Raw genomic sequence first — 25,445 nt, forward strand, 5'->3', positions numbered from 1 at the left:
CCTTCAGCCGGCAGCCACCCCCAGCAGCAGATCCGCGATCTCCTCCGGATACCGCTGCCGGCTTCCGTCGATGAGCACGCAGCCGGGCGCCTCGGGGTCGGGCCTGGCCAGGGGCATGCCGTGGTCGATGAGGGCCTGGGCGCAGCCCAGCCAGTCGCCGCCGCCGGGTTCCGTGGATTCGGGCCGGTTCAGCGAAGCCCAGCACAGGGTGCCTGCGCAGTTGTCGCCGTAGGCGTGGCGCTCGGTCCATTGCGCGCCGTGCTCCAGCAGGAAGCGCGCCATGGCGGCATCGCCACGGAACACGGCCTGGTTCAGTGCGGATGCATCCCAGTCGCCGCCGCGCGCGGCGATGGGCCAGCCCAGTTCCACCATGCAGCGCACGGCGTCCATGCAGCCCAGGGCCGCCAGTTCGGGCAGCATGCGCAGTTGTTCGGGTGCCAGGCCCTGGAGCAGCCCGGGGTGGGCTGCGGCAAGACGGCGGGCCTGTGCTGCGTCGCCCACGGCGCAGGCGGCCAGGAGTTGCTCCTGCGGCGTGGTGGGCTCGCTGCCCGCCGCCTGTTCCAGCAGGGCGGCCACGTCGGCCAGGCCAAAGCGCCGCGCCAGTGCCGCGGCACTCAGGCCCTGCGGCGTGCGCACCGACGGATCGGCGCCGGCATCCAGCAGCGCCTGCACATGGGCGGGCGAGCGGCGCCGGCGGATGGCCCACAGCAGCGGGCGGCCCCATTCGCCCTGGCCGTTGTCCTCGTTCGGATTGGCGCCGTGGTCCAGCAGCAGGCGCAGGGCCTGCACATCGTCCAGGTCCAGCACGCGGAACAGGGCATTGCTGCCGTCCACGCGTGCGCCGGCTTGCAGCAGCAGCCGCGTGCATTCGCGGCTGGCGGGCGTGCCTTCCAGCGAGTGGTAGAGCGATTCGCCGTCGTTGGGGTCGGCGCCGGCCTGTAGCAGCATCTGCGTCAGTTGCGCATCATGGTTCTGGCCTGCTGCGCCATAGAGGGCCGACAGCCGCTCGGTATCTGAGGGGGCCTGCAGCGAGGCGGGTGGCCAGCGGTTGCCTATGGTCTGCAGCGGGTCGGCGCCTGCGTCCAGCAGCCAGCGCGCGCATGCGTGCAGGTGCTCGGTGAATTCGGGCAGGCGCAGCAGGCAGGAATGGGTGACGGCCATCAGCGGCGGCAGCGCCAACGGCCCGCCTGCACGGCGCAGCCAGCCGGGGTCGTTGCGCCCGGCCTCGCGCAGCACGGCCAGATTGCCGGTGGCGCAGGCTACCCAGGGATCACCGCCATCACTGCCCGCCAGTTCCGGCCGCTCGTCCAGCAGGCGCCGGGCCAGCGCGGGCTGCGCGCGGTGCGTGCCGCCCGCCACATCGCCGGCATAGACCAGGGCCAGCCAGTGCAGCCGGGATTTCTCTGGGTCCGCCGCCAGGCGCTGGCATGCCTCGACGTAGCCTGACAGCTCGCTCCATGAAGCGAAACCGTGCTCGCGCGCCACGCAGGACTGGGCGTCGTGCAGCCGCAGGTCCTTGGCGGCCAGTGCCTCATCGGCAAGGCCTTTGGTCGCTGGCAGGTGGGAGCGCAATTGCTCCATGGCCTGGGCCGAGCCTGAGCGATAGGCGGCCAGCAGTTGCTTGGCCTGTTTCTTGAGGTGGCCCATGTCGGGCCGGGCGGGGATGCGTTTCACAGGGATACCTCCGTGCACGAAGGCCAATGACCTGCAGCTTGGCGCACAAAGGCATGTGGCAAGAGAAAAACGCCGGGAGGCGCATACAGGTGGGTTCAACCCTTCCCGCAGGTCCGGGTGCGGCCTGCACCGCAAGCGCGGATGTTAGCGCAAGGCGACAGTCATCTGGGTGACAGCCGGCAGCCCCTGCTTGCGGGTTCCTACCCGCATGGCGGGCCAGTTGTCTGGCATAGGCTGCGTCGGCAATCCCGCTTGAACCTGATTTTTTGCGCGCGTTTCCCTCAACACCTTCATCCCAAGGAGACAGTCTTATGCGAGCCCTGCGTTGGAATCGTTGGAAGTATCTCGGTCTGCTGGCGGCCACGGGCCTTGCGGCCTGCGGCGGGGGGGACGGTGATGCGCCCGAGGAGACGCGGGCACAGGACAGCCGCAGCTTTGCGCCGGCCAATCCTTCGGCCACCAGCTTCGAAGCGCTGGCCGCCGCTTCGGGCGATGTGGTCGACAACGCCAGCACCAGCCGCTGGGCCGGTGTGCTGGAAGGCGCGGCCTACCGCATCGAGGTGCCGGCCAACTGGAATGGCCGCCTGGTGATGTATGCGCACGGCTATGCGGGCGAGGGCAGTGCGCTCAGCGTCACCAATCCGTCCATACGCCGGTACCTGATCCAGAACGGCTATGCCTGGGCGGCGTCCAGCTACAGCAAGAACTACTACGACGTGCGCGCCGGCGTGGAGGACACGAATGCGCTGGCGCTGGCCTTCAACCGCCTGGCCGCATCTCACGGCCGGCCGCTGGCGCAGCCGCAGCGCCTGTACATCACCGGCCATTCCATGGGCGGCCATGTCACGGCGGCGGCCATCGAGGCCGAGGCCCAGGCCACCGCGAGGAACAAGGTGCGCTACCAGGGCGCCGTGCCCATGTGCGGCGTGACGGGAGATACCGAACTGTTCGACTACTTCGCCGCGGCCCAGGTCACCGCGCAGGCCATGGCCGGCGTGGCCCAGCGCCCTGTCACCGAGTGGGCCGCCATCCAGGGCCAGGTGACCTCGGCCCTGTTCACCACCTTTCCGTCGGCTCCCACCGCGACGGGGCGCGCCTATCTGTCGGTCATCCAGAACCTCACGGGTGGCCCGCGCCCGCTGTTCGATCTGGGCGTGGCCGTGGGCGGCTCGTTCGCGCCGGTCTGGGGCGTGTTCGGCAGCGATGGCTCGGTCAACGGCATCCTGAACCGCAATGTGACCGACACCAACCGCTTCACCTACCGCATCGACGGGGATGCCGCGGCCTCGGCCGCGCTCAATGCCGCTGCGCAAAAGCGCACGGCCGCGCCCGATGCCAACCGGCCGCGCCGCGACGGCCTGCGCTGGATTCCCGTGACTTCCGGCGATATCAACATTCCCGTGGTGACCCTGCATACGCTGGGCGATCTGTATGTGCCCTTCAGCATGGAGCAGATCTACCAGCGCCGCGTGGCCGACAAGGGCCGGAGCCAGTGGCTGGTGCAGCGCGCCATCCGCGGCGCATCGCACTGCGACTTCACCGTGGCAGAACAGGTGGAAGCCTTCGATGCCATGGTGCAGTGGGAGCAGGGCGGCGCCAAGCCGGGCGGTGACGATGTGCAGACGGCCGCCACGGTGGCCGCGCCCACCTATGGCTGCCGCTACACGCGCAACACGCTGGGCCCGGATGACAGCACCACCACGCGGCAGTTGCGCGCCGTGATCTCGCAGAACGCGGCAAGCTGCCCGTAGCGTGGAAGGCGGCGCAGGCTGCGCCGCTCAGCGCGGGCTTGCTGGCGCGGTGGGCGCCTGTGCGAGCAGGCGCAGCCCGAACAGCTCGTCCAGCGCCTGCCGGTATTGCTCCATGGCGCGCGACTGGGTGTTGTGGTGGTTGCCGCCTTCGATGAGCACGAAGCGCTTGGGCTCGCTGGCCGCGTCGAAAAGCTGGCGGCCCAGCGTGGCGGGGATCAGCGGGTCGGCGCTGCCATGCACGACCAGCAGCGGCGAGCCTATGCCGGCCACCTTATCGATGGAGGCAAAGCGCTGCGTGATCAGCGGCCCCACGGGCAGCCAGCCCCAGCGGAAGCTGCGGACCACGTCGGGAATGCTGGTGAAGGTCGCCTCGACCATGACGCCGGCCTCATCCTGGACGCTGCGCGCCAGGTCGATGGCGATGGCGCCGCCCAGCGAATGGCCGAAGATGAAGCGCGGCCGGCCCGGAGCGTGCCGGCCCAGCCAGTCCCAGCCTGCGCGTGCGTCCTCGGCGGCCGATTCCTCGGACGGCAGGCCGGCGCTGCTCTTGCCAAAGCCCCGGTAGTCGATGGCCAGCACCGAAAAGCCCAGTTCGTGCAGCCGCCGGATGCGCGGCGAGGAGCCGGCAACGTTCCAGCGCGCGCCATGCAGGTACAGCAGCACGGGGGCGTTGCCGGCCGTGACCGGCTGGGGCAGCCACAGCGCATGCAGGCGGGCGCCGTCCTGCGCTGGCATGTCGATCCAGACATCTTCCATGCCGGCCGTGTTGGCGCCGGGCCAGCTGCGGTCGCTGGGCTGGAAGATCCATTCGCGCTGCTTGGTGTCCAGCACGGAGCAGCCGCTGGCCGCCAGCAGCGCGGCCACGCCCAGCGCCGCCGTGATCCGGTGCAGGCGCCTTCGGGGCCACAGAAAGGGAAGCATTGAGGGCATGACGCAACAATGGATGCACGGGCCGGCCAAAAGTTCAGCGCCGCTGCCCTGCGGGCCGGCGCTGTCATGGATTGGCGCTATTCTTGCCGCTGGTTCGCGGGCCGACAAGGCGATGCGGACCTCTCCCCACTGTTGATGAGTGAACCTGTATGCCGATACGCCTGGGCCTGGCCGCCAACCGAATCCACCACCAAACCGAGGATGCCGCACTGTTCGGCTGGCTGCGCGCCTGCGAGTCCGGCATCCGCGAGCTGCAGCTGGGCCTGCATGCCGTGGGCCGTACCTTCGACGCCATCCAGGCCGCCGGCATGCTGGCGTCCTACCGGGGCCTGCGCCGCTATCCCTATGGCCGCGAAGGCGGGCTGATGAAACTGGTGGCCGAGGTGGTGGGCGTGGAAGGCGACGAGCGTACGATTGACGGCGCCATTTATCTGACCGACCCGGTCGATCCGTCCTCCATCTTCCCCGAGGCCGTGGCGCTCAAGCGCCAATGCGTGATCCACGGCAAGCCCTTCCTGTCCACCGTGGCCTCGGCGCGGGACTGGATCGAGATGGAGCGCATCCATGCCGGCCTTCCCAGGGATGCGGGCGCGCAGCGCTTCCATGACTATGCGCAGCAGACGCTGGCGCTGATCGCCCACGATGCGCTCAAGCCCACCATGCTGGATTTCGCGGCGCGCAACTTCGAGCTGCTGTCGCGCTTTGGCCGGCGCGTGGGCACGGGCACCACGGGCCAGCGGCTCAACGAAATGGCCTGGAGCCGTGGCTGGCCCGAGGACCGGCCCTGGGTGGACCGCTACAACAGCGGCCCGCTGGGCGGCGATGCGCAGATCGCCGACCTGGTGCTGGACCGCCGCTGCCAGCGCGTGATCTTCTTCGAGGACCCGCATGTGGCGCGCCAGCACGAGGCCGACATCCAGCTGCTGGAGCGCGCCGTGACCACGGTGACGCACGACACGGTCTGCACCACTTCTCCGGCCGTGGCGCAGCGCTGGTGCGATGCGGCCTTGATGCGCCGCTGAAATCTTCGTCGCGCAGACGACAGCCTTGCGGCCTGCGGGCGGGCGAACACCCGTGACCGGCCGGAGGCTTTCTGCAAGACTGGCCGTTTCCAAAAAATCAAGGAGACAACGATGGTCAGTCAGCTCTTTCGGCGTTCCCGGCATGCCATGGCCCTGCTGGCGCTGCTGCCCGGCTGGGCTGCAGCCCAGGCCACCGCAGCGCCCGCGCTGCCGCCGCCCGACAGCGTGCGCCTGGAGCAACTGGGGCTGATGCAGGGCTTTCCTCCGGCCGCCGACAAGCGAGTGGACGTGTCCAACGGCTACCGCTATCCGCAACTGCGCTGGGTGGTGCAGCACCTGCGCGAAATCCAGCCCACGCAGAACATCCGGCGCGGCGCGGCGGCGCCCTCGGCCCTGCCCGAAGCGCCCATGGCCCTGGGCGGCCTGCGCTTTGACGACGACAAGGGCCAGCCCGTCACCGTGGACCAATGGCTGGACCGCACCTATACCGACGCCATCGTGGTGCTGCACAAGGGGCGGGTGGTCTTCGAACGCTACCAGAACCAGATGCAGGCCAGCTCGCCGCACCTGCTGTTCTCGGTCACCAAATCGTTCACCGGCCTGATGGCCGCGCAACTGGCCCACGAGGGGCGCATCGACCCCCAGGCGCTGGTGACGAAGTACGTGCCTGAGCTGGAAGGCTCGGCCTGGGGCGACATGACGGTGCGCCAGGTCATGGACATGACGGGCGCCGTGCGCTTTCGCGAGGACTACACCGACCCCAAGACCGAGATCTTCGGCTACTCCTGGGCCTCGGGCATGCTGCCGCGTCCGCCCGGCTACGCGGGGCCGACCAATGTCTACGACTTCCTCAAGACGCTGCCCAAGGAAGGCACGCATGGCGAGGGCTTTGTCTACCGCACCGTGCATTCCGAGGTGCTGGGCTGGATCGTCTCGCGCGTCACGGGCCGGCGCTGGAGCGATCTCATGAGCGAGAACATCTGGCAGAAGCTGGGCATGCAGGAAGACGCCTATGTGATGGTGGACAGCACCGGCACGCCGCTGCAGGGCGCGGGCCTGAACGCCACGGCGCGTGACCTGGCGCGCGTGGGCGAGATGCTGCGCCTGGGCGGCAGCTTCAACGGCCACAAGATCTTCGACAAGGCGGTGCTGGACGACATTGCGCGCGGCGGCGACCGCGAGCAGTTCAAGTTCCGCGGCATCCAGGCCGCGCGGCCCGGCTACAGCTACCGCAACCAGTGGTGGGTGCTGCACAACTCCGACGGCGCCTACGAGGCCGCCGGCATACACGGCCAGTTCATCCACGTGAACCCGGCCGCGCAGATGGTGGTGGTCAAGCTGTCATCGCACCCGGTGGCGGGCGCGGCCTTCACGCATGCGCTGACGCTCAAGGCCTGGGCGGCGCTGGCCGATGCGGTGCGCGACAGGTAGCAGGAACAGGCAGCAGGAACAGGTCGCAGGCAGCAAAAAAGGCAGCGTGCGCAAACACGTTGCCTTCGGCCCGTGGGCAGGCCGGGCCGGCTTCTGATCGCCTGGCACGGCCCGCAATGGAGCGCACGCGTCAGACCTGGCGGCGCCGCATCCGGGTCATGCCGAACAGGGCCAGCAGGGCCGACATGGCTATCAGGCACCACTGCGACAGGGTGGGTACCGCGGTGGTGGTGGCGGCTGCCGCAGGCATGGCCACGACCACGGGGTCGAGGATGGCGCCGTCCTGGGCTCCGTCATCGTCGCCATCGCCGCCGTCCGTGACGGTGTAGCTGGCAGTGCCAGCATTGAAGCTGGAAATCTTCACCCATTGGGCAGGCGTTGCCAGCGGCTTCCATTTCAGCAGAACGGCACCTGCGGGCACGTCTGCATGCGTGACCTGCATGGTCAGCGTGTCGCCGACGGTGCAGTCCCGGGTCTCAAACTCCAGCACGGGCCTGGGCATGTCGGGCACGGCCGTGAAGCCGGCGGGCAAGGGGCCGGGCAGGGCGCTGGTGAATGCGACATGGCGGAAGGTGCAGGTGCCATTGGGCTGGCCTTGCGTGAACTGTGTCCTGCTCGTTCCATCGGCGTGCTGTGTGAGGCCGAGAACAGTCACGGAGACGGTGCCGGTTGCGGCTGCGTAGTTCAAGGGATCGCTGCTGGCCTTGGTCCCCCGCACGACGCAGGTGCCGGTGGCCGTGCCGGTCAGCTGGTTGCCGCTGACCGTACATGGCCCGCTCAGGAGCTGGAAGGCGGGGGTGGCGTTGCCTATGCCGCCGCTCAGGGCCAGGGTGGTGGTTTCGCCCACGGCGACGGCTGTCGGCGTCGCGGTCACGATGGCTGCCTGGGGCTCGGGGATCTTGATGGGATTGAGCGTGTAGCTGCGGTCCAGCGTATTGGCTTTGCTGTCGGTGACCCGGATCGTGAACGAGGTGCTGCCTGCGGCCGTGGGCGTGCCGCTGATCGTGCCTGTGACGGGGTCCAGTTCAAGTCCTGCAGGCAGCGCTCCGCTTTGCAGTGCAAACGTGTAGGGTGCGCCCAGGCCGCCGGTTGCCGTCAGCGTCCGGGAGTACAGGCTGCCGACCTGGGGGCTGGGCAAGGTCGAGGGGCTGATGCTCAGGGGAATGAAGGGCTCGACGGAAACGGACTGCAGAGCCGCACCCACAATGTCGGCGGCCGAGAAAGTGATTTTCACGGTGCTGCTGTTGGTGATGGGCTCGTCCAGCGCAATGGTGGAGATGCCCACCGGCGCCGTCTTGGTGTATGTCACGGCGCCCGATGTGATGGTCAGTTGCAACGGATTGGCCGTGCTGTTGCGCATCACGAATGATTGGAAATTGATCTTTCCGGTGAGAGCCGATACCGACCAGGATGCAAAGGGATAGGCCGAGCCGCTGATTCGAAAGCTCATCCAGCCGTTGCTGTCGGTGCCGCAGCGGGTGGTGCCGCCGACCATCTGTGCGGAGAAAAAATAGTAGGGCGATGAAGGCGTCGTGTCAGTCGTGGATCTGCAGTTGCCGTTGACATCCAGATCGGGTTTGAAGCCGAGGGATTCGTAGGCGAAGGCATTGCCCAGCGACAGGGCAGCGGCGCCGACGAGCAGCGCTTTGGTGATGGGTCCAGGGAGCATGGGGAACGGGGTTGGAGACAGGGCGCGCTGAGTGTCCTCTCCCGTTGGCCGGCGAATCTGAGCAATTCTGAGAATTGGCTTTCAATAGCGAAGGCCGTCGCGCTTTCTGTGTGCGGGCCAGCCATGAAAAAAGCCCATGCAGCAGGCTGCATGGGCTTTCGTCAGGGATGGGGAGCGTTGATGCTCAGATCACGCCCTGGGCCAGCATGGCGTCGGCCACCTTGACGAAACCGGCGATGTTGGCGCCGTCGATGTAGCTGACCGTGCCGTCCTCGCGCTTGCCGTACTTCAGGCAGGCGGCATGGATGCCTTGCATGATCTGCAGCAGGCGGGCATCGACTTCTTCGGCCGGCCAGGACAGGCGGGCCGCGTTCTGGCTCATCTCCAGGCCCGAGGTGGCCACGCCACCGGCGTTGCTGGCCTTGCCCGGAGCGTACAGCACGCCGGCCTTCTCGAAGGCCTTGGCGGCTTCGATGGTCGAGGGCATGTTGGCGCCTTCGGCCACGCAGACCACGCCGTTGGCGATCAGCACCTTGGCGTCTTCCTCGGTCAGTTCGTTCTGCGTGGCGCAGGGCAGGGCCACGTCCACCTTCAGGTGCCACGGCGTCTTGCCGCGCAGGAACTCGGCGCCCACCAGCTTGGCGTACTCGTCCACGCGGCCGTAGCGGTGGTTCTTCACGTCCATCAGGATGGCCAGCTTCTCGGTGGTGAAGCCGTCCTGGTCATACACGGTGCCCGAGGAGTCGGAGACCGACACCACCTTGGCGCCCAGCTGCAGGGCCTTCTCCACGGCGTACTGGGCCACGTTGCCCGAACCCGAGACGGAGACGGTCTTGCCTGCGAAGGACTGGCCGCGCGTGGCCAGCATTTCCTGGGCGAAGTAGACGGTGCCGTAGCCGGTGGCTTCGGGGCGGATCAGCGAGCCGCCGAAGGACAGGCCCTTGCCCGTGAACACGCTGGCGGCGCTGTTGGACAGCTTCTTGTACATGCCGGCCATGAAGCCCACTTCGCGGCCGCCCACGCCGATGTCGCCTGCCGGCACGTCGGTGTCCGGGCCCACGTGGCGGAACAGCTCGGTGACGAAGGCCTGGCAAAAGCGCATGACTTCAGCGGGGCTCTTGCCCTTGGGATCGAAGTCCGAGCCGCCCTTGCCGCCGCCCATGGGCAGCGTGGTCAGCGCGTTCTTGAAGGTCTGCTCGAAGGCCAGGAACTTGAGCACGGACAGCGTGACCGAGGGGTGGAAACGCAGGCCGCCCTTGTAGGGGCCGATGGCCATGCTGTGCTGGATGCGGAAGCCGCGGTTGACCTGCACATGGCCCTTGTCGTCGGTCCAGCTCACGCGGAACATGACCACGCGCTCGGGCTCGACCAGACGCTCCAGCAGGCCGAGTTCGGCGTACTTGGGGTTCTTCTCGATGAAGGGCCAGAGGCTTTCCATCACTTCTGTGACGGCTTGCAGGAATTCGGGCTGGCCGGGGTTGCGTTGCGCCACTTCTTCAAGGAATTGGCCGACGGACTCGTACTTCATGGAAAAACCTCTGACTAAAAAACGGCTGCGGGAAGGGGTGAGTGCAAACCAAAATTATGCCAAAAAGTTATGCCGTCATGCATCGTTTTGGTGAACAGTGCCCGTGCTTGGTGCCTGAATGCCGTTTTTCGGTGCATTTCCAGAGAGGTGCCGACGGTATTTGGTGCATGGGCAGGGCCTGCGTGCCGCAGTGAGCGGGCAGGCAGCGGCCTGGATCAGCCGTATCCGGTGGCGTGCATGGCCATGGCGAATGGGAATGGCTGGCGCCATGCCAGCTGACATGAAGAGTGGCTAGGAAGGCCTTGCAGCCGGACGGGGCTTGGGCCCGCCCGGCCATCCCATCGACGGCCTTTCAGCTGCGCTGCAGCTGGGGATGGCGCGCGAACAGGTCGGCCGCCCAGTCCACGAAGGCCCGCACCTTGGCGCTGAGGTGGCGGTTGGGCGGATAGACCACGTGAATGGGCAGCGGCGGCTGGGTCCATTCGGGCAGCACCTCGACCAGTTCGCCGCTGTCGATCAGCGGCTGGGCAAAGGCCGTGACCAGCTGCGCGATGCCGAAGCCCGCCAGCACGGCGGCCGTGTAGGCATTGCTGTCGTTGGCCGCGATGCGGTAGTTGCCCGCCACCTCGATGGATTCATCGCCCCGCTGGAATTCCAGCGGGTACATGCGCCGCGTATGGCCCGCGAAGAAGGCGACGATCTGGTGCTTCGTATCCAGCTCGGAAGGGTGCTGGGGCACGCCGTGGCGCGCCAGGTAGGCGGGCGAGGCCACGGTGACCCAGTTCATCGAGCCGATGCGCCGCGCCACCAGGGACTGGTCGCTGAGCTCGCCCCCGCGGATCACGCAGTCCACGTTGTCGCTGATCAGGTCCACCAGGCGGTCGCCCACGCCCAGGTCGATCTGTATGTCGGGGTAGCGTTCGCAGAATTCGGTCAGCGCCGGAATGATGATCAGCCGGGCCATGGAGCTGCCCACGTCCAGCCGCAGTCGCCCGCTGGGCGCGGTCTGGGTGTTGACCATGCTGGCTTCGAGATCGTCGAAGTCATTGAGCAGGCGTGCCGCGCGTTCGTAGTAGGCCGCGCCATCGGGCGTGACGGTGACGCGCCGCGTCGTGCGGTTGAGCAGCTTGACGCGCACGCGCGCCTCCAGCGCCTGTATCTGTTTGGTGACCGTGCCCTTGGGCAGGTCGAGCGAATCGGCGGCGCGGGTGAAGTTGCCGGCTTCCACCACGCGAACGAAGACACGCATGGCCTGGATCTGGTCCATGGAAAGTTGCTCCTGCAGCGCCCGGCAAGGGAATGCCGGCTCGGCGGAATTCTCACATGCGCGGTATCGGGCGATTGTTCGTGAAACGGAAACAGAGCGATGGCTGCGTTGCTATTTCAGACATGGCCGGCGCCGCCTATATTCCAACCATCGACCATTGCCGCAGGTTCGCGCCATGTCCACTTCCCCGTCGCTTCCGAACGGCCCCGCCGCCGGGGCGCAGATTGCCGAAACAGAATTCTCCATCGAGCTGCCCGAGCACGGCACCGTGGCTGCGCGCGCCTATGGCCAGCGCAGGCCCGGCACGGTCTCGCCGCTGGTGCTGCATTTCCATGGCGGCACCTTTGTCTGCGGCACGCTGGACAACGGGCGCTACATCGGCCGGCTGCTGGCCGAGGCGGGCGCCGTCGTGGTGTCGCTGGCCTACCCGCTGGCGCCCGAGCATCCGTTTCCTCAGCCCATCGAGGTGGGCTACGCCGTGCTGCAGTGGCTGTACAAGCACCGCGTGAAGATGGCGGGCAAGGGCGCACCGCTGTTCCTCGCGGGTGAAGAAGCCGGCGGCAACCTGGCCGCTGCAGTGGCCGTGATCTCGCGCGACCGGGGCCATCCGCCGCTGGCGGGCCAGATCCTGGTGTCGCCCATGCTCGATCCCTGCACCGGCACCGCCTCGCAGCGCGAGGCCACGCCCGAGGCCGGCGAATGCCGCTGGGCCACGGGCTGGCGCGAGTACCTGAGCTGCCCCAAGGACGCCATGCATCCCTATGCCGTGCCCGGCAGCTCGCTGCGCCTGGCCCAGCTGCCGCCGGCCCTGGTGCTGGTGGGTGGTGACGACCCGCTGCGCGACGAGGCCCAGGCCTATGCGGCCCGCCTGCGCGCGGCCGGGGTGACAGCCAGCAGCCATGTGCTGCCCAGCGCGTCGAACTGGCCGCAGGCCCTGTCCGAGGCCGAGGCCTGTACGGCCTGCAGCGCCGCCGTGTCCCAGCATGTGCATGACTTCTTCGAGGCCACCATGAACAAGCCCGCAGCACCGGGCTAGGCCCCGCGCCGCCGCAGCCGGCGACACCTGCTGCCCCGTTTTCCCCTTCCGCCTTCCCGGCGCGTTCAGGCGCCGGGCGGGCATCGTGTTCCCTGAATTTCGCAAAAAAACACCATGTCCACCGAATCCACCTCATCCTCTTCTTCTGTCTCGGCCCAGCGCAAGGGCTGGAGGCTGCCTGCCGCCGCTGCGGCCATCCTCGCCGTCAGCGCCGGCCTGTTCGGCCTGCATGGCTTCGAGGCCAAGGCCGATGACGCGCCCGCCAGCGCCCAGCCCGCCGCCACGCCCGTGTCCGTGGCCACGGTCGCCGAAAGCGAAGTCACCGCCTGGGACGAGTTCTCGGGCCGCCTTGAAGCCGTGGAGCGCGTGGACATCCGCTCGCGCGTGGCTGGCGCCGTGCAGGCCGTGCACTTTCGCGAGGGCGCGCTGGTCAAGCAGGGCGATCTGCTGATCACCATCGATCCCGCACCGTATGCGGCCGAGGTCGAGCGGGCCGAAGCCCAGGTGGCCTCGGCCCAGGCACGCCAGTCCTATGCGCGCAGCGAGCAGGAGCGCGCACGCCGACTGTGGGACGAGCGGGCGATTGCCCAGCGTGAGCTGGACGAGCGCATCAACGCAGGCAGCGAGGCCGAGGCCAATCTGCGCGCGGCCCAGGCGTCCCTGCAATCGGCGCGGCTGAACCTGGGCTACACCCAGGTGCGCGCCCCCGTGTCGGGCCGCATCGGCAAGCGCGAGATCACCGTGGGCAACCTGGTGGCCGCAGGCCCGGGCGCGCCGGTGCTGACCACGCTGGTCTCGGTCAGCCCCATCTATGCGAGCTTCGATGCCGATGAGCAGGTCATCACGCGCGCACTCAAGGAGCTGGGCGGCGGCGCGGGCAACCGCGCCAAGATCGACAGCATTCCCGTGCAGATGGGCACGGCCACGGCCGGCAGCACGCCCTTCGAAGGCCGGCTGCAGCTGATCGACAACCAGGTCGATGCCCGAAGCGGCACGGTGCGCGTGCGCGCGGCCTTCGACAATAAGGACGGCGCCCTCATGCCCGGCCAGTTCGCCCGCATCCGCATGGGCCAGGCGCGCGACAGCAGCATGCTGCTGGTCAGCGAGCGCGCCATCGGCACGGACCAGAGCAAGAAGTACGTGATGGTGGTGGGCGGCGACAACAAGGCCGTCTACCGCGAGGTGGCCCTGGGCGCCTCGGTCAACGGCCTGCGCAACGTGACCCAGGGCCTGCAGCCCGGCGAGCGCGTGGTCGTCAACGGCCTGCAGCACATCCGCCCCGGCGCCCTGGTCGCGCCCAAGGAGGTGTCCATGGATGCGCGGGCCGATGCCCGCCAGCCGGGCACCCGGCAGGCAGCCGAACAAGTGGCTGACGCAACCAAGTCCTGATCTAGCCGCACACCTTTCCTGCCTCTGAAATGCCGCCTGACCGCAGGCGGCATGGGCCGCGCTTTGCCGTGGCGGAGCCAAACACCATGAACCTATCCAAATTCTTCATTGACCGGCCGATCTTCGCAGGCGTGCTTTCGCTGCTGATGCTGATCGCCGGCCTGATCGCCATGGGCGGGCTGCCGATCTCGGAATACCCCGAGGTCGCGCCGCCGTCCGTGGTGGTGCGCGCCCAGTACCCGGGCGCCAATCCCAAGGTGATCGCCGAGACCGTGGCCACGCCGCTGGAAGAGCAGATCAACGGCGTCGAAGGCATGCTCTACATGGGCAGCCAGGCCACCAGCGACGGCGTGATGACGCTGACCGTCACCTTCCGCCTGGGCACCGACCCCGACAAGGCGCAGCAGATGGTGCAAAACCGCGTCTCGCAGGCCGAGCCGCGCCTGCCGGAAGAGGTGCGCCGCCTGGGCATCACCACGGTCAAGAGCGCACCCGACCTGACCATGGTGGTGCACCTGGTCTCGCCCAACCAGCGCTATGACATCAACTACCTGCGCAACTACGCGGTGCTGAACGTGAAGGACCCGCTGGCGCGCATCGAAGGCGTGGGCCAGATCCAGATCTTCGGCGGCGGCGACTACGCCATGCGCGTGTGGCTGGACCCGCAGAAGGTGGCGCAGCGCGGCCTGTCGGCCAGCGATGTGGTGGCTGCCATCCGCGGCCAGAACGTGCAGGCTGCGGCCGGCGTGGTCGGCGCCTCGCCGGGGCTGCCGGGCGTGGACATGCAACTGTCCATCAACGCCCAGGGCCGCCTGCAAAGCGAGGAGGACTTCGGCGACATCATCGTCAAGAGCGGCTCCGACGGCGCCGTGACCCGCCTGCGCGACATCGGCCGCCTGGAGATGGGCGCGGCCGACTATTCGCTGCGCTCGCTGCTGAACAACGACCCGGCCGTGGGCATGGGCGTGTTCCAGGCGCCGGGCTCCAATGCGCTGGAGATCTCGGCCAACGTGCGCAAGACCATGGAGGCCCTGAACAAGAACATGCCCGAGGGCCTGGAGTACCGCATCGCCTACGACCCCACGCAGTTCGTGCGCGCCTCCATCGAATCGGTGGTGCACACGCTGCTGGAGGCCATCGTGCTCGTGGTGCTGGTGGTGATCCTGTTCCTGCAGACCTGGCGCGCCTCCATCATCCCGCTGCTGGCCGTGCCGGTGTCGGTGATCGGCACCTTCGCCGTGCTGCATCTGCTGGGCTTTTCCATCAACGCGCTGAGCCTGTTCGGCCTGGTGCTGGCCATCGGCATCGTGGTGGATGACGCCATCGTCGTGGTCGAGAACGTGGAGCGCAACATCGAGGCGGGCCTCACGCCGCGCAACGCCACCTACCGCGCCATGCGCGAAGTGTCCGGGCCCATCATCGCCATCGCCCTGGTGCTGGTGGCGGTGTTCGTGCCGCTGGCCTTCATCAGCGGCCTCACGGGCCAGTTCTACAAGCAGTTTGCGGTGACCATCGCCATCTCCACGGTGATCTCGGCCATCAACTCGCTGACGCTGTCGCCCGCGCTGGCGGCCCTGCTGCTGCGCGGCCACGATGCGCCCAAGGACGCGCTGACGCGCGGCATGGACCGGGCCTTCGGCTGGCTGTTCCGCGGCTTCAACCGCATGTTCCACCGGGGCTCCGAGGCCTACAGCGGCGGCGTGGGCCGCGTGATCTCGCGCAAGGCGCTGATGCTGGCCATCTACCTGGCGCTGATCGCCGTGACCTTCGGTCTGTTCAAGGCCGTGCCTTCGGGCTTCGTGCCCGCGCAGGACAAGCAGTACCTGATCGGCTTTGCCCAGTTGCCCGACGGCGCCACGCTGGACCGCACGGACGAGGTGATCCGCCGCATGGGCGAGATCATGAAGGACAACCCCAACGTGGAGGACACCATCGCCTTCCCGGGCCTGTCCATCAACGGCTTCACCAACAGCTCCAACTCGGGCATCGTCTTCGCCACGCTCAAGCCCTTCGACGAGCGCAAGCGCGCCGACCAGAGCGGCGGCGCCGTGGCCGGCCAGCTCAACCAGGCCTTCGCAGGCATCCAGGACGCCTTCATCGTCATGTTCCCGCCGCCACCCGTGGCGGGCCTGGGCACGACGGGCGGCTTCAAGCTGCAGCTGGAAGACCGCGCCTCCCTGGGCTATGACCAGATGGACGCTGCCGTGAAGGCCTTCATGGCCAAGGCCTACCAGACGCCCGAGCTGACCGGCATGTTCACCAGCTGGCAGGTCAACGTGCCCCAGCTGTATGCCGACATCGACCGCACCAAGGCGCGCCAGCTCGGCGTGCCGGTGACGGACATCTTCGACACCATGCAGATCTACCTGGGCAGCCTGTATGCGAACGACTTCAACAAGTTCGGCCGCACCTACAGCGTCCGCGTGCAGGCCGATGCGCCCTACCGCGCGCGTGCCGAGGACGTGGGCATGCTCAAAGTGCGCTCCAGCTCGGGCGAGATGATTCCGCTGTCGGCGCTGATGAAGGTGGACTCCAGCTTCGGCCCCGAGCGCGCCATGCGCTACAACGGCTACCTCACGGCCGACATCAACGGCGGTGCCGCACCGGGCTTCTCTTCGGGCCAGGCGCAGGACGCCATCAAGCGCATCGCGGCCGAGGCCCTGCCCAAGGGCATCGACTTCGAATGGACCGACCTGACCTACCAGGAAATCCTGGCCGGCAATTCGGCGGTGATCGTGTTCCCGCTGGCCCTGCTGCTGGTCTTCCTGGTGCTGGCCGCGCAGTACGAGAGCCTGACCCTGCCGATTGCCATCATCCTGATCGTTCCGATGGGCCTGCTGGCGGCCATGACCGGCGTCTGGCTGTCGGGCGGCGACAGCAATGTCTTCACGCAGATCGGGCTCATCGTGCTGGTGGGGTTGAGTGCGAAGAACGCCATCCTGATCGTGGAGTTCGCGCGGGAGCTGGAGTTCGAGGGCCGCACGCCCATACAGGCCGCCATCGAGGCCAGCCGGCTGCGCCTGCGCCCCATCCTGATGACTTCGCTGGCCTTCGTCATGGGCGTGCTGCCCCTGGTGCTGTCCACGGGCGCGGGCTCGGAAATGCGCCGTGCCATGGGCGTGGCCGTGTTCTCGGGAATGATCGGGGTGACGGCCTTCGGCCTGTTCCTGACGCCCGTGTTCTACGTGCTGATGCGCCGCCTGGCAGGCAACCGGCCGCTCAAGCAGCATGGGCCCGAGATGGAGGAAGAGGCCCCTGCACATGCACCCGCCCACGGCCATGCCTCGGGTGGCGGCGCGCGACCCATGCCCTCTGCTGCGCGTGGCGAGCATGAATGAGCCCACACCACAAGAACAGGAACCGATCATGAAGATCCCATCGCTTTCGAAACTGTCCAGGCGTCTGCTGCCCCTGGTGGCGGCGCTGGCCCTGGCCGGCTGCGCCAGCGTGTCCCAGAGCCTGCCAGAGCTGCCGGCCGCCCCTGCCTTCAAGGAGCAGGGCGCCGCGCCGCAGGCGGGCTGGACCCAGGCCCTGCCCGCTGAAGCCCAGGCACGCGGCCAATGGTGGCTGGCCTTTGCGGATCCGGCGCTGAACGCGCTGGTGGACAAGGCCACGCTGGACAACCAGGGCATCCAGGCCGCGGCCGCACGCCTGGCCGAGGCCCGCGCCCTGGCGCGCAGCGCCAATGCCGAGCGCCTGCCCCAACTGGGCCTGGGCGCAGGGGCCACGCGCGGCGCGGGGCTGGACAAGGCCTCGGGCACGCGGCCTGCCACCCTGGTCAATGCGGGACTGAACCTGTCGTATGAGGTCGATCTGTTCGGCCGCATTTCCCAGGCGGCCGACGCATCGAGGCTGGACGCCGAGGGCCGCGAGGCCCTGCTGCAAAGCACCCGGCTGGCCGTGCAGGCCGAGGTCGCACAGACCTATCTGCAGCTGCGCGCGCTGGACGCCGAGCGCGCTCTGATGCGCGAGACCGTGGAGGCCTACCGCGACACGCTGCGCCTGTCGGAGCGAAGGCTGCAGGCCGGCGACATTGCCGAGCTGGACGTGGCCCGCATCCAGGCCGAGCTGTCGGCCACCGAATCGGACGCGCTGGCACTGGACCGCCAGCGCGCCCAGGTCGAGCATGCGCTGGCCGTGCTGGTGGGTGACTCGGCCTCGCGCTTCGGCCTGGGCGAAGGCGCCTGGACCACGGCTCTGCCTTCTATTCCAGCCGGCGTGCCGGCCACGGTGCTGATGCGCCGGCCCGACATCTCGGCCGCCCAGCGCGCCGTGTTCGCCGCCCAGTCGCGCGTGGGCGTGGCGAAGACGGCATGGTTCCCCAGCATCTCGCTGACCGGCGCGGCCGGCCACGCCTCGCCCGAGGTCGGTGACCTGTTCAAGTGGTCCATGCGCTCCTGGGGCGTGGGGGCCCTGCTGTCGCTGCCGCTGTTCGACGGCGGCCGGCGCGAGGCCGGCGTGCAGGCCGCAGGCGCGCAGCTCGATGCCGCGCTGGCCGCCTACCGCCAGCAGGCGCTGGTGGCCTTCCAGGAGGTGGAGGACCAGCTGTCGTCCATCCGCATCCTGCAGGAGCAGTCCACCGTGCAGGGCCAGGCCGTGGTGGCCGCCAAGCGTGCCACCAGCCTTTCGGACACGCGCTACCGCAATGGCTATGTCAGCCAGCTGGACCTGCTGGATGCCCGCCGCAGCGAACTGCGCAACCGCCGCCAGGCGCTGCAGGTGAAGTCCGCGCAGTACCAGGCCGCCGTGGGCCTGATCCGCGCGCTGGGCGGGGGCTGGGATGTGCCGGCTGACGTGCCGGTGGCCCAGGCCACGTTGCGCTGAGGCACCCTCAGGCCAGCACGTCAATGGAGCGGAACACGCGCTGCAGCACCGGGTCCGGGCTGTGGCGGCAGGCGTGGACCTGCTCCATGAGGTGGTGCACGAAGCGCTCGGCCACCCAGGGCAGGGGGCCGTGGCCGCGCTGGACCACGCCCACCGTGTGGGGCTCGAACTGCTCGCGCAGGGACAGCGGCACCAGGGTGCCCTGGGGCACGCCCGATTCGATCAGCGGCCAGGGGCACAACGAGAGCATGTCGCTGTGCGCGATCAGGTGCAGCAGCAGCGATGCCGAATGCACCAGGTGGATGTGGCCCACGGGCACGGGCAGGCCATGGCGCAGGAACAGGCGCCGCACCAGGTCGTCTTCTTCAGGCGGGGTGTAGTTGAGCAGCCAGTCGCAGTTCATCAGCTCGGCCAGCGAGCGCGCGCCTGCCAGCGGATGGCCGGTGCGGGCCACGACGGTGGCGTCATAGCGGAACAGCGGCGTGCCATGCAGGTCGCCGCCTGAGGGGCCCGAGGGCACGCGGCCGATCAGCAGGTCCAGCGTGCCTTCGCGCAGGCGCGGATGGGCCACGGCCGACAGGCCCTCGAACAGCTCCAGCCGCACCTGGGGCAGTTCGGCGCGGAAGGCGCGCAGCACATGGGGCAGCAGGCTCTGGCCCACCCAGGGCGTCACGCCCACGCACAGGCGCGCCACGGCGCAGGTGTCGCGCAGGCGAGCCATTTCATCCTCGGCCTGGGCCATCTGCCCGGTGATCAGTTGGGCGTGGCGCAGCAGCGTGCGCCCGGCCGGCGTGAGGACGATGCCGCTGCTCTGGCGCTCGAACAGCGCAAGGCGGTGGCTTTCCTCCAGTTCGCGCAGGGCCTGGGTGATGGCCGACTGCGTGATGCCCAGCGCGCGTGACGCGGCGCGCACGCTGCCGCAGCCGGCCACGGCGACGAGGTAGCGCATCTGGTGCAGCTTCATTGCGGGGCCGGCATCGGGGTGGGGCTGGGAATGCATGGGCCGATCTTGCAGGTTTCGTGCCATGTGTGCCATGCCCGTGATTGGCGCGTGCATGTGTTCAGGGGATGACAGGCAATGCCTGGCAGGGCAGGCGCTGGCGGTCTTCCGCCCGCTGCCCACGCTTCCTAGACTGCGGGCATGAACATTGAACCGCCCGTTTCCACCATGGCCGAAGCCGCCGATCCGGTGCTTGCCGGCATACGCGCCACGCAGGCCGAGATGGTGGCCCTGCGCCATCACCTGCATGCCCATCCCGAGCTGGCATTCGAGGAGTTCGCCACCAGCGACTTGGTGGCCGAGCGCCTGGCCTCCTGGGGCTACGAAGTGCACCGGGGCCTGGGAGGCACGGGCGTTGTCGGCACGCTGCGGGTCGGGGCAGGCACGCGCCGGCTGGGCCTGCGTGCCGACATGGACGCGCTGCCCATCCACGAGCAGACCGGCCTGCCCTACGCCAGCCGCCACGCGGGCCGCATGCATGCCTGCGGGCATGACGGCCATACCGCCATCCTGCTGGCCGCCGCGCGCGAGCTGGCCCAGGCGCGCGGCTTCGACGGCACGCTGCACCTGATCTTCCAGCCGGCCGAGGAGGGCCTGGGCGGGGGCCGCAAGATGGTGGAGGATGGGCTGTTCGATCTTTTCCCCTGCGATGCCATCTTTGCGCTGCACAACATGCCGGGCTTTGCAGAGGGGCAGTTCGGCTTTCGCGAGGGCTCGTTCATGGCCTCGTCGGACACGGTGATCATCACCGTGCGCGGCAAGGGCGGCCATGGCTCGGCCCCCCATCTGTCGGCCGACCCGGTGGTGGCGGCGGCCCACCTGGTGCTGGCGCTGCAGACCGTGGTCTCGCGCAATGTCGATCCGCGCGACATGGCCGTGGTCAGCGTGGGCGCCATCCATGGCGGCGATGCGCCCAATGTGATTCCTGGCGAGGTGGAGCTGCGCCTGTCCGTGCGCGCCTACCGGCCCGAGGTGCGTGCCCTGCTGCGCGAACGCATCACCGCGCTGGCCCACGCCCAGGCCGCCACGCTGGGGGCCGAGGCCGTGGTGGACTACCGCTGGCGCTATCCGGCCCTGGTCAACGACGCGGCCAGCACGGCCTTCGCCCGCGAGGTGGCGCGCGACTGGCTGGGCGAGCAGGCGCTGATCCCCGACCTGCAGCCACTGACGGGCAGCGAGGACTTCTCCTTCATGCTCGAACAATGCCCGGGCAGCTACCTGATCGTGGGCAACGGCGTGGGCGACACGCATGGCACGGGCGGCTGCATGGTCCACAACCCCGGCTACGACTTCAACGACCGCATCCTGCCGCTGGCAGCCACCTACTGGGTGAAGCTGGCCCGGCGTTTTCTGTCCGCCGCCTGAGGCGCCGCGCCCGCACCGGATTCCTTTCACGACTTCACCTGCGATTGCCACCATGCGCACTGCATTTCCTCTCTCCTCCGAGGCCCGCCAGGTCCTGAGCCGCCGCAGCCTTCTGGGCGCCGCTGCGCTGGGGCTGGCCCTGCCGGCTGCTGCACAGGTCGGCTTTCCTGCCAAGCCCTTGAAGCTGGTCGTCGGATACCCGGCCGGTGGTTCGGTGGACCTGGTCGCCCGCGTGGTGGGCGATGCGCTGGCCGCGCGGCTGCGCGGCACGGTGGTGGTGGACAACGTGGGTGGGGCGGCCGGCGCCATTGCGGCCCAGCGCGTGGCCTCGGCACCGGCCGATGGCTACACGCTGCTGGTGGGGGCCAGCAACGAGCTGGTGGCCACGCGCATCGTCAACCCCGCGCAGCGCTACGACGGCCGCCGCGATTTCACGCCGCTGGGCCTGGTGGCCACCGGCCCGCTGATCCTGGCCGCACGCCCGGGCCTGGGCGTGAAGAGCATGGCCGACTTGCTGGAGCTGGCGCGCCGCCAGCCCGGCAAGCTCAGCTACGGCAGCTCGGGCGTGGGGTCGACCCTGCATTTCGCGGGAGAGCTGTTCAAGCAGCGCGCCGGTGTTTCCATCACCCATGTGCCCTACCGCGGCGTGGCGCCGTTGACCAGCGACCTGGCGGGCGGCAGCCTGGACCTGGCCATGCTCTCGCCCACGGCGGCGCAACCGTTTCTGCAGAGCGGGCGCATCGTGCCCCTGGCGGTCACCAGCGCGCAGCGCCTGTCCGCCTTGCCCCAGGTTCCGGCCATGGCCGAGCTGGCGCCGCTGCGCGGTTATGAATTGGTGGGCTGGTTTGCGCTGATGGCGCCGCGCGGGCTGCCCGCCGCCACCGCGCAGCACATCACGGCGGCCCTTCAGGAGGCGCTGGCCGAGCCCGCCGTGCGCAAGCGCCTGGAAGATGCAGGCATGGTGCCCGCCTCCGGCCGCGAGGACCTGGCGCGCCTGATCGCCGAGGAAGACCGCAAGTACGAGCAGCTCGCGGCCTTCGCGAACATGCGCGACTGACGGCGTTGACGGCAGCCGCGCAGGTTCAGCGACCGCGCAGGAACAGTGCGTCCAGCTCCTTCATGCTCATCTGCCGCCAGGTGGGGCGGCCGTGGTTGCATTGGTCGGAGCGCTCGGTGACTTCCATCTGGCGCAGCAGGGCGTTCATCTCGTCCAGCGTCAGGCGGCGGTTGGCGCGCACGGCGCCGTGGCAGGCCATGGTGGCCAGGATCTCATTGCGCGCGCGCTGAACCACGGTGCTGGCGTCGTGCTGGGCCAACTCGGCCAGCACGCTGCGCGCCAGCTCCACGGCATCGCCCTGGGCCAGGGTGGCGGGCACGGCACGCACGGCCAGCGTCTTGGGCGAGAAGGGGGAAACCTCCATGCCCAGGGCCTGCAGCGTGTCGCCATGGGCCTCGGCCGTGGCCACCTCCTCGGGCGTGGCGGCGAAGGTGGCGGGAATCAGCAGCGGCTGGCTGGGGATCTGCTCTGCCGCGTTGACGGCATTCTTGAGCTGCTCATAGACGATGCGCTCGTGCGCCGCATGCATGTCCACCACGACCATGCCCTGGGCGTTCTCGGCCAGGATGTACACGCCGTGGATCTGGGCGACGGCGCGGCCCAGGGGCCAGATGGTTTCCTCGGCAGCGGCAGGGGTGTCCGCTGCCGGGGGCGTGAAGTTCGCAGGTGAAGGCTCGGAGACGGTGACGGTGACGGTGACTGGCTGGGGCTGTGCAGCGGGTGCATAGCTGGCGGGCACATCGCCGGCAGGCCATTGCACGCCGGGCGTGTCCACCGCGACTTCGGCGGCACCGGCAGCCTGCATGGCCGTCTGGGCAGGAAGCGCCACGGAGTCCGGCGCGGCTTCGCGCATGGGTGCCCACAGGCCCGCCATGTTGCTGACCTTGTGGCCGCCCTGTTCATCGCCAAAGCTCATGCGCGCCTGGGGCCAGGCGGGAGCCGCCACCTTGGGCGCGGTGGCCGGTGCGGCAGGGGCCAGCTCCGGGGTGCGGGCGGCTTCCTCGGCGGCAGCGGCGGCGGCGGCCGCGCGCGGGGCGGCCAGCGCGTTCTCTATGGCGTGGCGCACGGCCTGGTGCACCTCGCGGCTGTCGCGAAAGCGCACCTCGATCTTGGTGGGGTGCACGTTCACGTCCACGCGCGCAGGGTCGATCTCCACATACAGCGCATAGACGGGCTGCTTGTGGCCGTGCAACACATCCTCGTAGGCGCTGCGCGAGGCGTGGGTCAGCACCTTGTCGCGCACGAAGCGGCCATTGACGTAGCAGAACTGGTGGTCGGGCCGGGAGCGCGCCGCATCGGGAATGCCCGCGCGGCCCGTGACGTGGACGGCGCCCGACCAATGCTCCACCGTCACGGAGTTCTGCACGAAGGCGTCGCCCAGCACATCGCCCAGGCGGCGCGCAAGGGCTTCATCCGACATGCTGCCGGCGGCACGCCACTGCTCGACCAGCTTGCCTTCGTGCCAGATGGCAAAGCCCACGTCGGGCCGGGCCAGCGCATGGCGGCGCACGGACTCGATGCAGTGGGCCAGCTCCGTGGCGTCGCTCTTGAGGAATTTGCGGCGGGCCGGGGTGGAGAAGAACAGCTCCTTGACCTCGACCGTCGTGCCCTGGTTGCGGGCGGCGGGGCGCAGCTCGCCGCTGCGCGCATCGAGCAGATAGGCAGAGTCCTGGCCCGCAGGGCGCGAGAGGATGGATGCCTCGGACACCGAGCAGATGGCCGCCAGCGCCTCGCCGCGAAAGCCCATGGTGGCCACGGTCTCCAGGTCGTGCAGATCGGTGATCTTGCTGGTGGCATGGCGGCGCAATGCCACGGGCAGCTCGTCGCGCGGGATGCCGCCGCCGTCGTCCTCCACCGAGATCAGCCGCACGCCGCCGGCCAGCAGCCGCACGTTGATCTGGCGGGCGCCCGCATCCAGTGCGTTGTCCACGAGTTCGCGCACCACCGAGGCAGGGCGCTCGACGACTTCGCCGGCCGCGATCTGGCTGATCAGCTCGTCGGGCAGGTCGCGGATGGGGCGGCGGGGGAGGGTGTCGGAGGATGGGATGGATGCGTTCACGCGGCAATTCTAGGGGCTCGCATCCACCGCTTGCGGGCTGTGGGAATGGGAGTGTGTGTCGCCTGCGCCCGAAAAAAAAAGGAGCCGCGAAAGCGGCTCCAAGAGGCGTCCCCGGCAACAAAGGCCGGAGCCGGGGGCACTCTTTGAATGAGGGGGGCTGCAGGGTCAGCGGCGGCGGCCTGCGCGGTCGCTGTTGCTGCCCATCTGGTTGCCGACCAGCGCACCGGCCGCGGCGCCGCCCACGGTGCCCAGCGTGGTGCCGAACAGCGCGCTGCCCAGCACACCACCAGCCACGGCGCCCACGCCCGTGCCCAGTTGCGCGTTGTTGGGACGGTGGGCGCAGCCGCCCATCGCGAGCGCGCCGGTCAGCAGGGCGGCGATGGCCAGGGTGCGGCCTATCGTGGAGCCGGACTGGCGTTCGGACTTGTGCGCGAAAGTGCGAAGGGTCTTGTTCATGGCTTGCTTCCTTGTGTCTTGGCGATGGTGGTGAGGCCGGGCCGGCATTGCCGACGGCATGGAAGCACTTTGCCTGCAAAAAGCTGACGCACTCATGAGTTTTTCGTAGAGTTTTATCAAGTTGTGTAACAAAACAAGCTTGATTTCAAGCATTTGTAGATTCCTGCAAGCGCCGGTGTGTGCGATAGCGTGACCGGCTCCGGCTCGGCCGTGGGGGCATGCCGGCGAAGTACAGTACGGGCCGGTGCGGCGCCCGCCGCGGAGGACTCTCTTTTGGAAATCATTCAGTTCCTGATCGACTTCATCCTGCACATCGACAAGCATCTGGAGGCCTTTGTCGTGGCCTATGGACCCTGGGTGTATGCGCTGCTGTTTCTCATCGTCTTCGTGGAGACGGGCGTGGTGGTCATGCCCTTTCTGCCCGGCGACTCGCTGCTGTTCATCGTCGGCGCGCTGTGCGGCGCGGGCCTCATGGACTATTCGATCGCCTGCACCGTGCTGCTGGTGGCGGCCGTGCTGGGCGACCAGTGCAACTACACCATCGGCCGCTACATAGGGCCCAAGGTGTTCCAGTGGGAGGACTCGCGCTGGTTCAACCGCCGCGCCTTCGACCAGGCCCACGCGTTCTACGAGCGCTATGGCGGCATCACCATCGTGCTGGCCCGCTTCATGCCGTTCATCCGCACCTTTGCGCCCTTCGTGGCCGGGGTGGCCGCGATGAACCGGGGCAAGTTCACTGCCTTCAATGTGGGCGGGGCGATTGTCTGGGTGTTCGGCATCAGCGCAGCCGGCTATTTCTTCGGCAACCTGCCCTGGGTGCGCGAGAACCTGGAGAAGATCATCTGGGGCCTGATCCTGGTGCCGGGCCTGATCGCCATCTTTGGCGCCTGGCGCGCGGGGCGCGCGCCCAAGACGGCTGCCTGAGCTTTCAGCGCATAGAAAAAACCCCTTGCACCTTCATGGCGCAAGGGGTTTTTTCATGGAGCG

Annotated in this window: 18 protein-coding genes; 10 read left to right on the forward strand and 8 right to left on the reverse strand. The window is 68.8% G+C overall.

What is annotated here, in order from left to right; genetic code table 11:
- Nucleotides 1-3 precede the first annotated feature (3 nt).
- Nucleotides 4-1,674 carry an ankyrin repeat domain-containing protein gene (locus AC57B5_RS26330; RefSeq protein WP_496400618.1) on the reverse strand — a complete coding sequence of 557 codons (1,671 nt, stop codon included), beginning with the start codon at nt 1,672-1,674 and terminating at the stop codon, nt 4-6.
- 311 nt (nt 1,675-1,985) lie between these two features.
- Between AC57B5_RS26330 and AC57B5_RS26335 the strand changes: the two genes are divergently transcribed.
- Entirely contained in the window at nt 1,986-3,425 is a 1,440-nt protein-coding gene (locus tag AC57B5_RS26335) for an alpha/beta hydrolase (protein WP_496400619.1), read from the forward strand.
- 27 nt (nt 3,426-3,452) lie between these two features.
- Here AC57B5_RS26335 and AC57B5_RS26340 read toward each other — a convergent pair whose 3' ends face one another.
- Nucleotides 3,453-4,355: an alpha/beta hydrolase gene (locus AC57B5_RS26340; protein WP_496400620.1), complete on the reverse strand. Its 903-nt coding sequence runs from the start codon at nt 4,353-4,355 to the stop codon at nt 3,453-3,455.
- A gap of 149 nt (nt 4,356-4,504) precedes the next feature.
- On the opposite strand from AC57B5_RS26340, the gene AC57B5_RS26345 reads away from it, so the two are divergent.
- The gene (locus tag AC57B5_RS26345) at nt 4,505-5,377 is read left to right on the forward strand and encodes a methylglyoxal synthase (protein ID WP_012206945.1); all 873 of its coding nucleotides are present in this window, start codon (nt 4,505-4,507) and stop codon (nt 5,375-5,377) included.
- Nucleotides 5,378-5,488: 111 nt separating this feature from the next.
- The gene (locus tag AC57B5_RS26350) at nt 5,489-6,808 is read left to right on the forward strand and encodes a serine hydrolase domain-containing protein (protein ID WP_496400621.1); all 1,320 of its coding nucleotides are present in this window, start codon (nt 5,489-5,491) and stop codon (nt 6,806-6,808) included.
- Between the two features lie 130 nt (nt 6,809-6,938).
- On the opposite strand, the gene AC57B5_RS26355 is transcribed toward AC57B5_RS26350, so the two are convergent.
- The 3 genes from AC57B5_RS26355 to AC57B5_RS26365 form a co-directional block, all read right to left on the reverse strand.
- Nucleotides 6,939-8,477 carry an IPTL-CTERM sorting domain-containing protein gene (locus tag AC57B5_RS26355; RefSeq protein ID WP_496400622.1) on the reverse strand — a complete coding sequence of 513 codons (1,539 nt, stop codon included), beginning with the start codon at nt 8,475-8,477 and terminating at the stop codon, nt 6,939-6,941.
- Nucleotides 8,478-8,661: 184 nt separating this feature from the next.
- Complete coding sequence (gene gdhA, locus AC57B5_RS26360; protein WP_013801081.1) at nt 8,662-10,005, reverse strand: NADP-specific glutamate dehydrogenase; 1,344 nt, start codon at nt 10,003-10,005, stop codon at nt 8,662-8,664.
- A gap of 352 nt (nt 10,006-10,357) precedes the next feature.
- Nucleotides 10,358-11,272 (reverse strand): LysR family transcriptional regulator, encoded by a 915-nt coding sequence (locus tag AC57B5_RS26365; protein ID WP_043819201.1) that lies wholly within the window; start codon nt 11,270-11,272, stop codon nt 10,358-10,360.
- 175 nt (nt 11,273-11,447) lie between these two features.
- On the opposite strand from AC57B5_RS26365, the gene AC57B5_RS26370 reads away from it, so the two are divergent.
- The 4 genes from AC57B5_RS26370 (at nt 11,448) to AC57B5_RS26385 (ending at nt 18,521) form a co-directional block, all read left to right on the forward strand.
- Nucleotides 11,448-12,308 carry an alpha/beta hydrolase gene (locus AC57B5_RS26370; RefSeq protein ID WP_043819199.1) on the forward strand — a complete coding sequence of 287 codons (861 nt, stop codon included), beginning with the start codon at nt 11,448-11,450 and terminating at the stop codon, nt 12,306-12,308.
- Between the two features lie 114 nt (nt 12,309-12,422).
- Entirely contained in the window at nt 12,423-13,697 is a 1,275-nt protein-coding gene (locus tag AC57B5_RS26375) for an efflux RND transporter periplasmic adaptor subunit (RefSeq protein ID WP_034396497.1), read from the forward strand.
- An 86-nt stretch (nt 13,698-13,783) separates the two neighbouring features.
- On the forward strand, nt 13,784-17,035 hold the full coding sequence (locus tag AC57B5_RS26380; protein WP_496400623.1) for an efflux RND transporter permease subunit: 3,252 nt from the start codon (nt 13,784-13,786) through the stop codon (nt 17,033-17,035).
- 28 nt (nt 17,036-17,063) lie between these two features.
- The gene (locus tag AC57B5_RS26385) at nt 17,064-18,521 is read left to right on the forward strand and encodes an efflux transporter outer membrane subunit (protein WP_496400624.1); all 1,458 of its coding nucleotides are present in this window, start codon (nt 17,064-17,066) and stop codon (nt 18,519-18,521) included.
- A gap of 7 nt (nt 18,522-18,528) precedes the next feature.
- Here the strand turns inward: AC57B5_RS26385 and AC57B5_RS26390 are convergent, their stop codons facing one another.
- A complete protein-coding gene (locus AC57B5_RS26390) occupies nt 18,529-19,548 on the reverse strand; it encodes a LysR family transcriptional regulator (RefSeq protein WP_496400625.1) in 1,020 nt (339 codons plus the stop codon).
- A gap of 114 nt (nt 19,549-19,662) precedes the next feature.
- Here AC57B5_RS26390 and AC57B5_RS26395 point away from each other — a divergent pair, with 114 nt between their 5' ends.
- Both AC57B5_RS26395 and AC57B5_RS26400 read left to right on the forward strand, forming a co-directional pair.
- Complete coding sequence (locus tag AC57B5_RS26395) at nt 19,663-20,886, forward strand: M20 aminoacylase family protein (protein ID WP_496400626.1); 1,224 nt, start codon at nt 19,663-19,665, stop codon at nt 20,884-20,886.
- 52 nt (nt 20,887-20,938) lie between these two features.
- Complete coding sequence (locus AC57B5_RS26400) at nt 20,939-21,943, forward strand: Bug family tripartite tricarboxylate transporter substrate binding protein (protein WP_496400627.1); 1,005 nt, start codon at nt 20,939-20,941, stop codon at nt 21,941-21,943.
- Nucleotides 21,944-21,968: 25 nt separating this feature from the next.
- Here AC57B5_RS26400 and mutL read toward each other — a convergent pair whose 3' ends face one another.
- Complete coding sequence (mutL, locus tag AC57B5_RS26405) at nt 21,969-24,002, reverse strand: DNA mismatch repair endonuclease MutL (RefSeq protein WP_496400628.1); 2,034 nt, start codon at nt 24,000-24,002, stop codon at nt 21,969-21,971.
- 165 nt (nt 24,003-24,167) lie between these two features.
- Nucleotides 24,168-24,458, reverse strand: a complete 291-nt coding sequence (locus AC57B5_RS26410; RefSeq protein WP_496400629.1) for a glycine zipper 2TM domain-containing protein — start codon at nt 24,456-24,458, stop codon at nt 24,168-24,170.
- 273 nt (nt 24,459-24,731) lie between these two features.
- Here AC57B5_RS26410 and AC57B5_RS26415 point away from each other — a divergent pair, with 273 nt between their 5' ends.
- On the forward strand, nt 24,732-25,382 hold the full coding sequence (locus AC57B5_RS26415) for a DedA family protein (protein WP_071956585.1): 651 nt from the start codon (nt 24,732-24,734) through the stop codon (nt 25,380-25,382).
- Nucleotides 25,383-25,445 lie beyond the last annotated feature (63 nt).

The sequence above is a fragment of the Delftia sp. BGA-UO-ETr-SB1 genome (assembly GCF_059567865.1).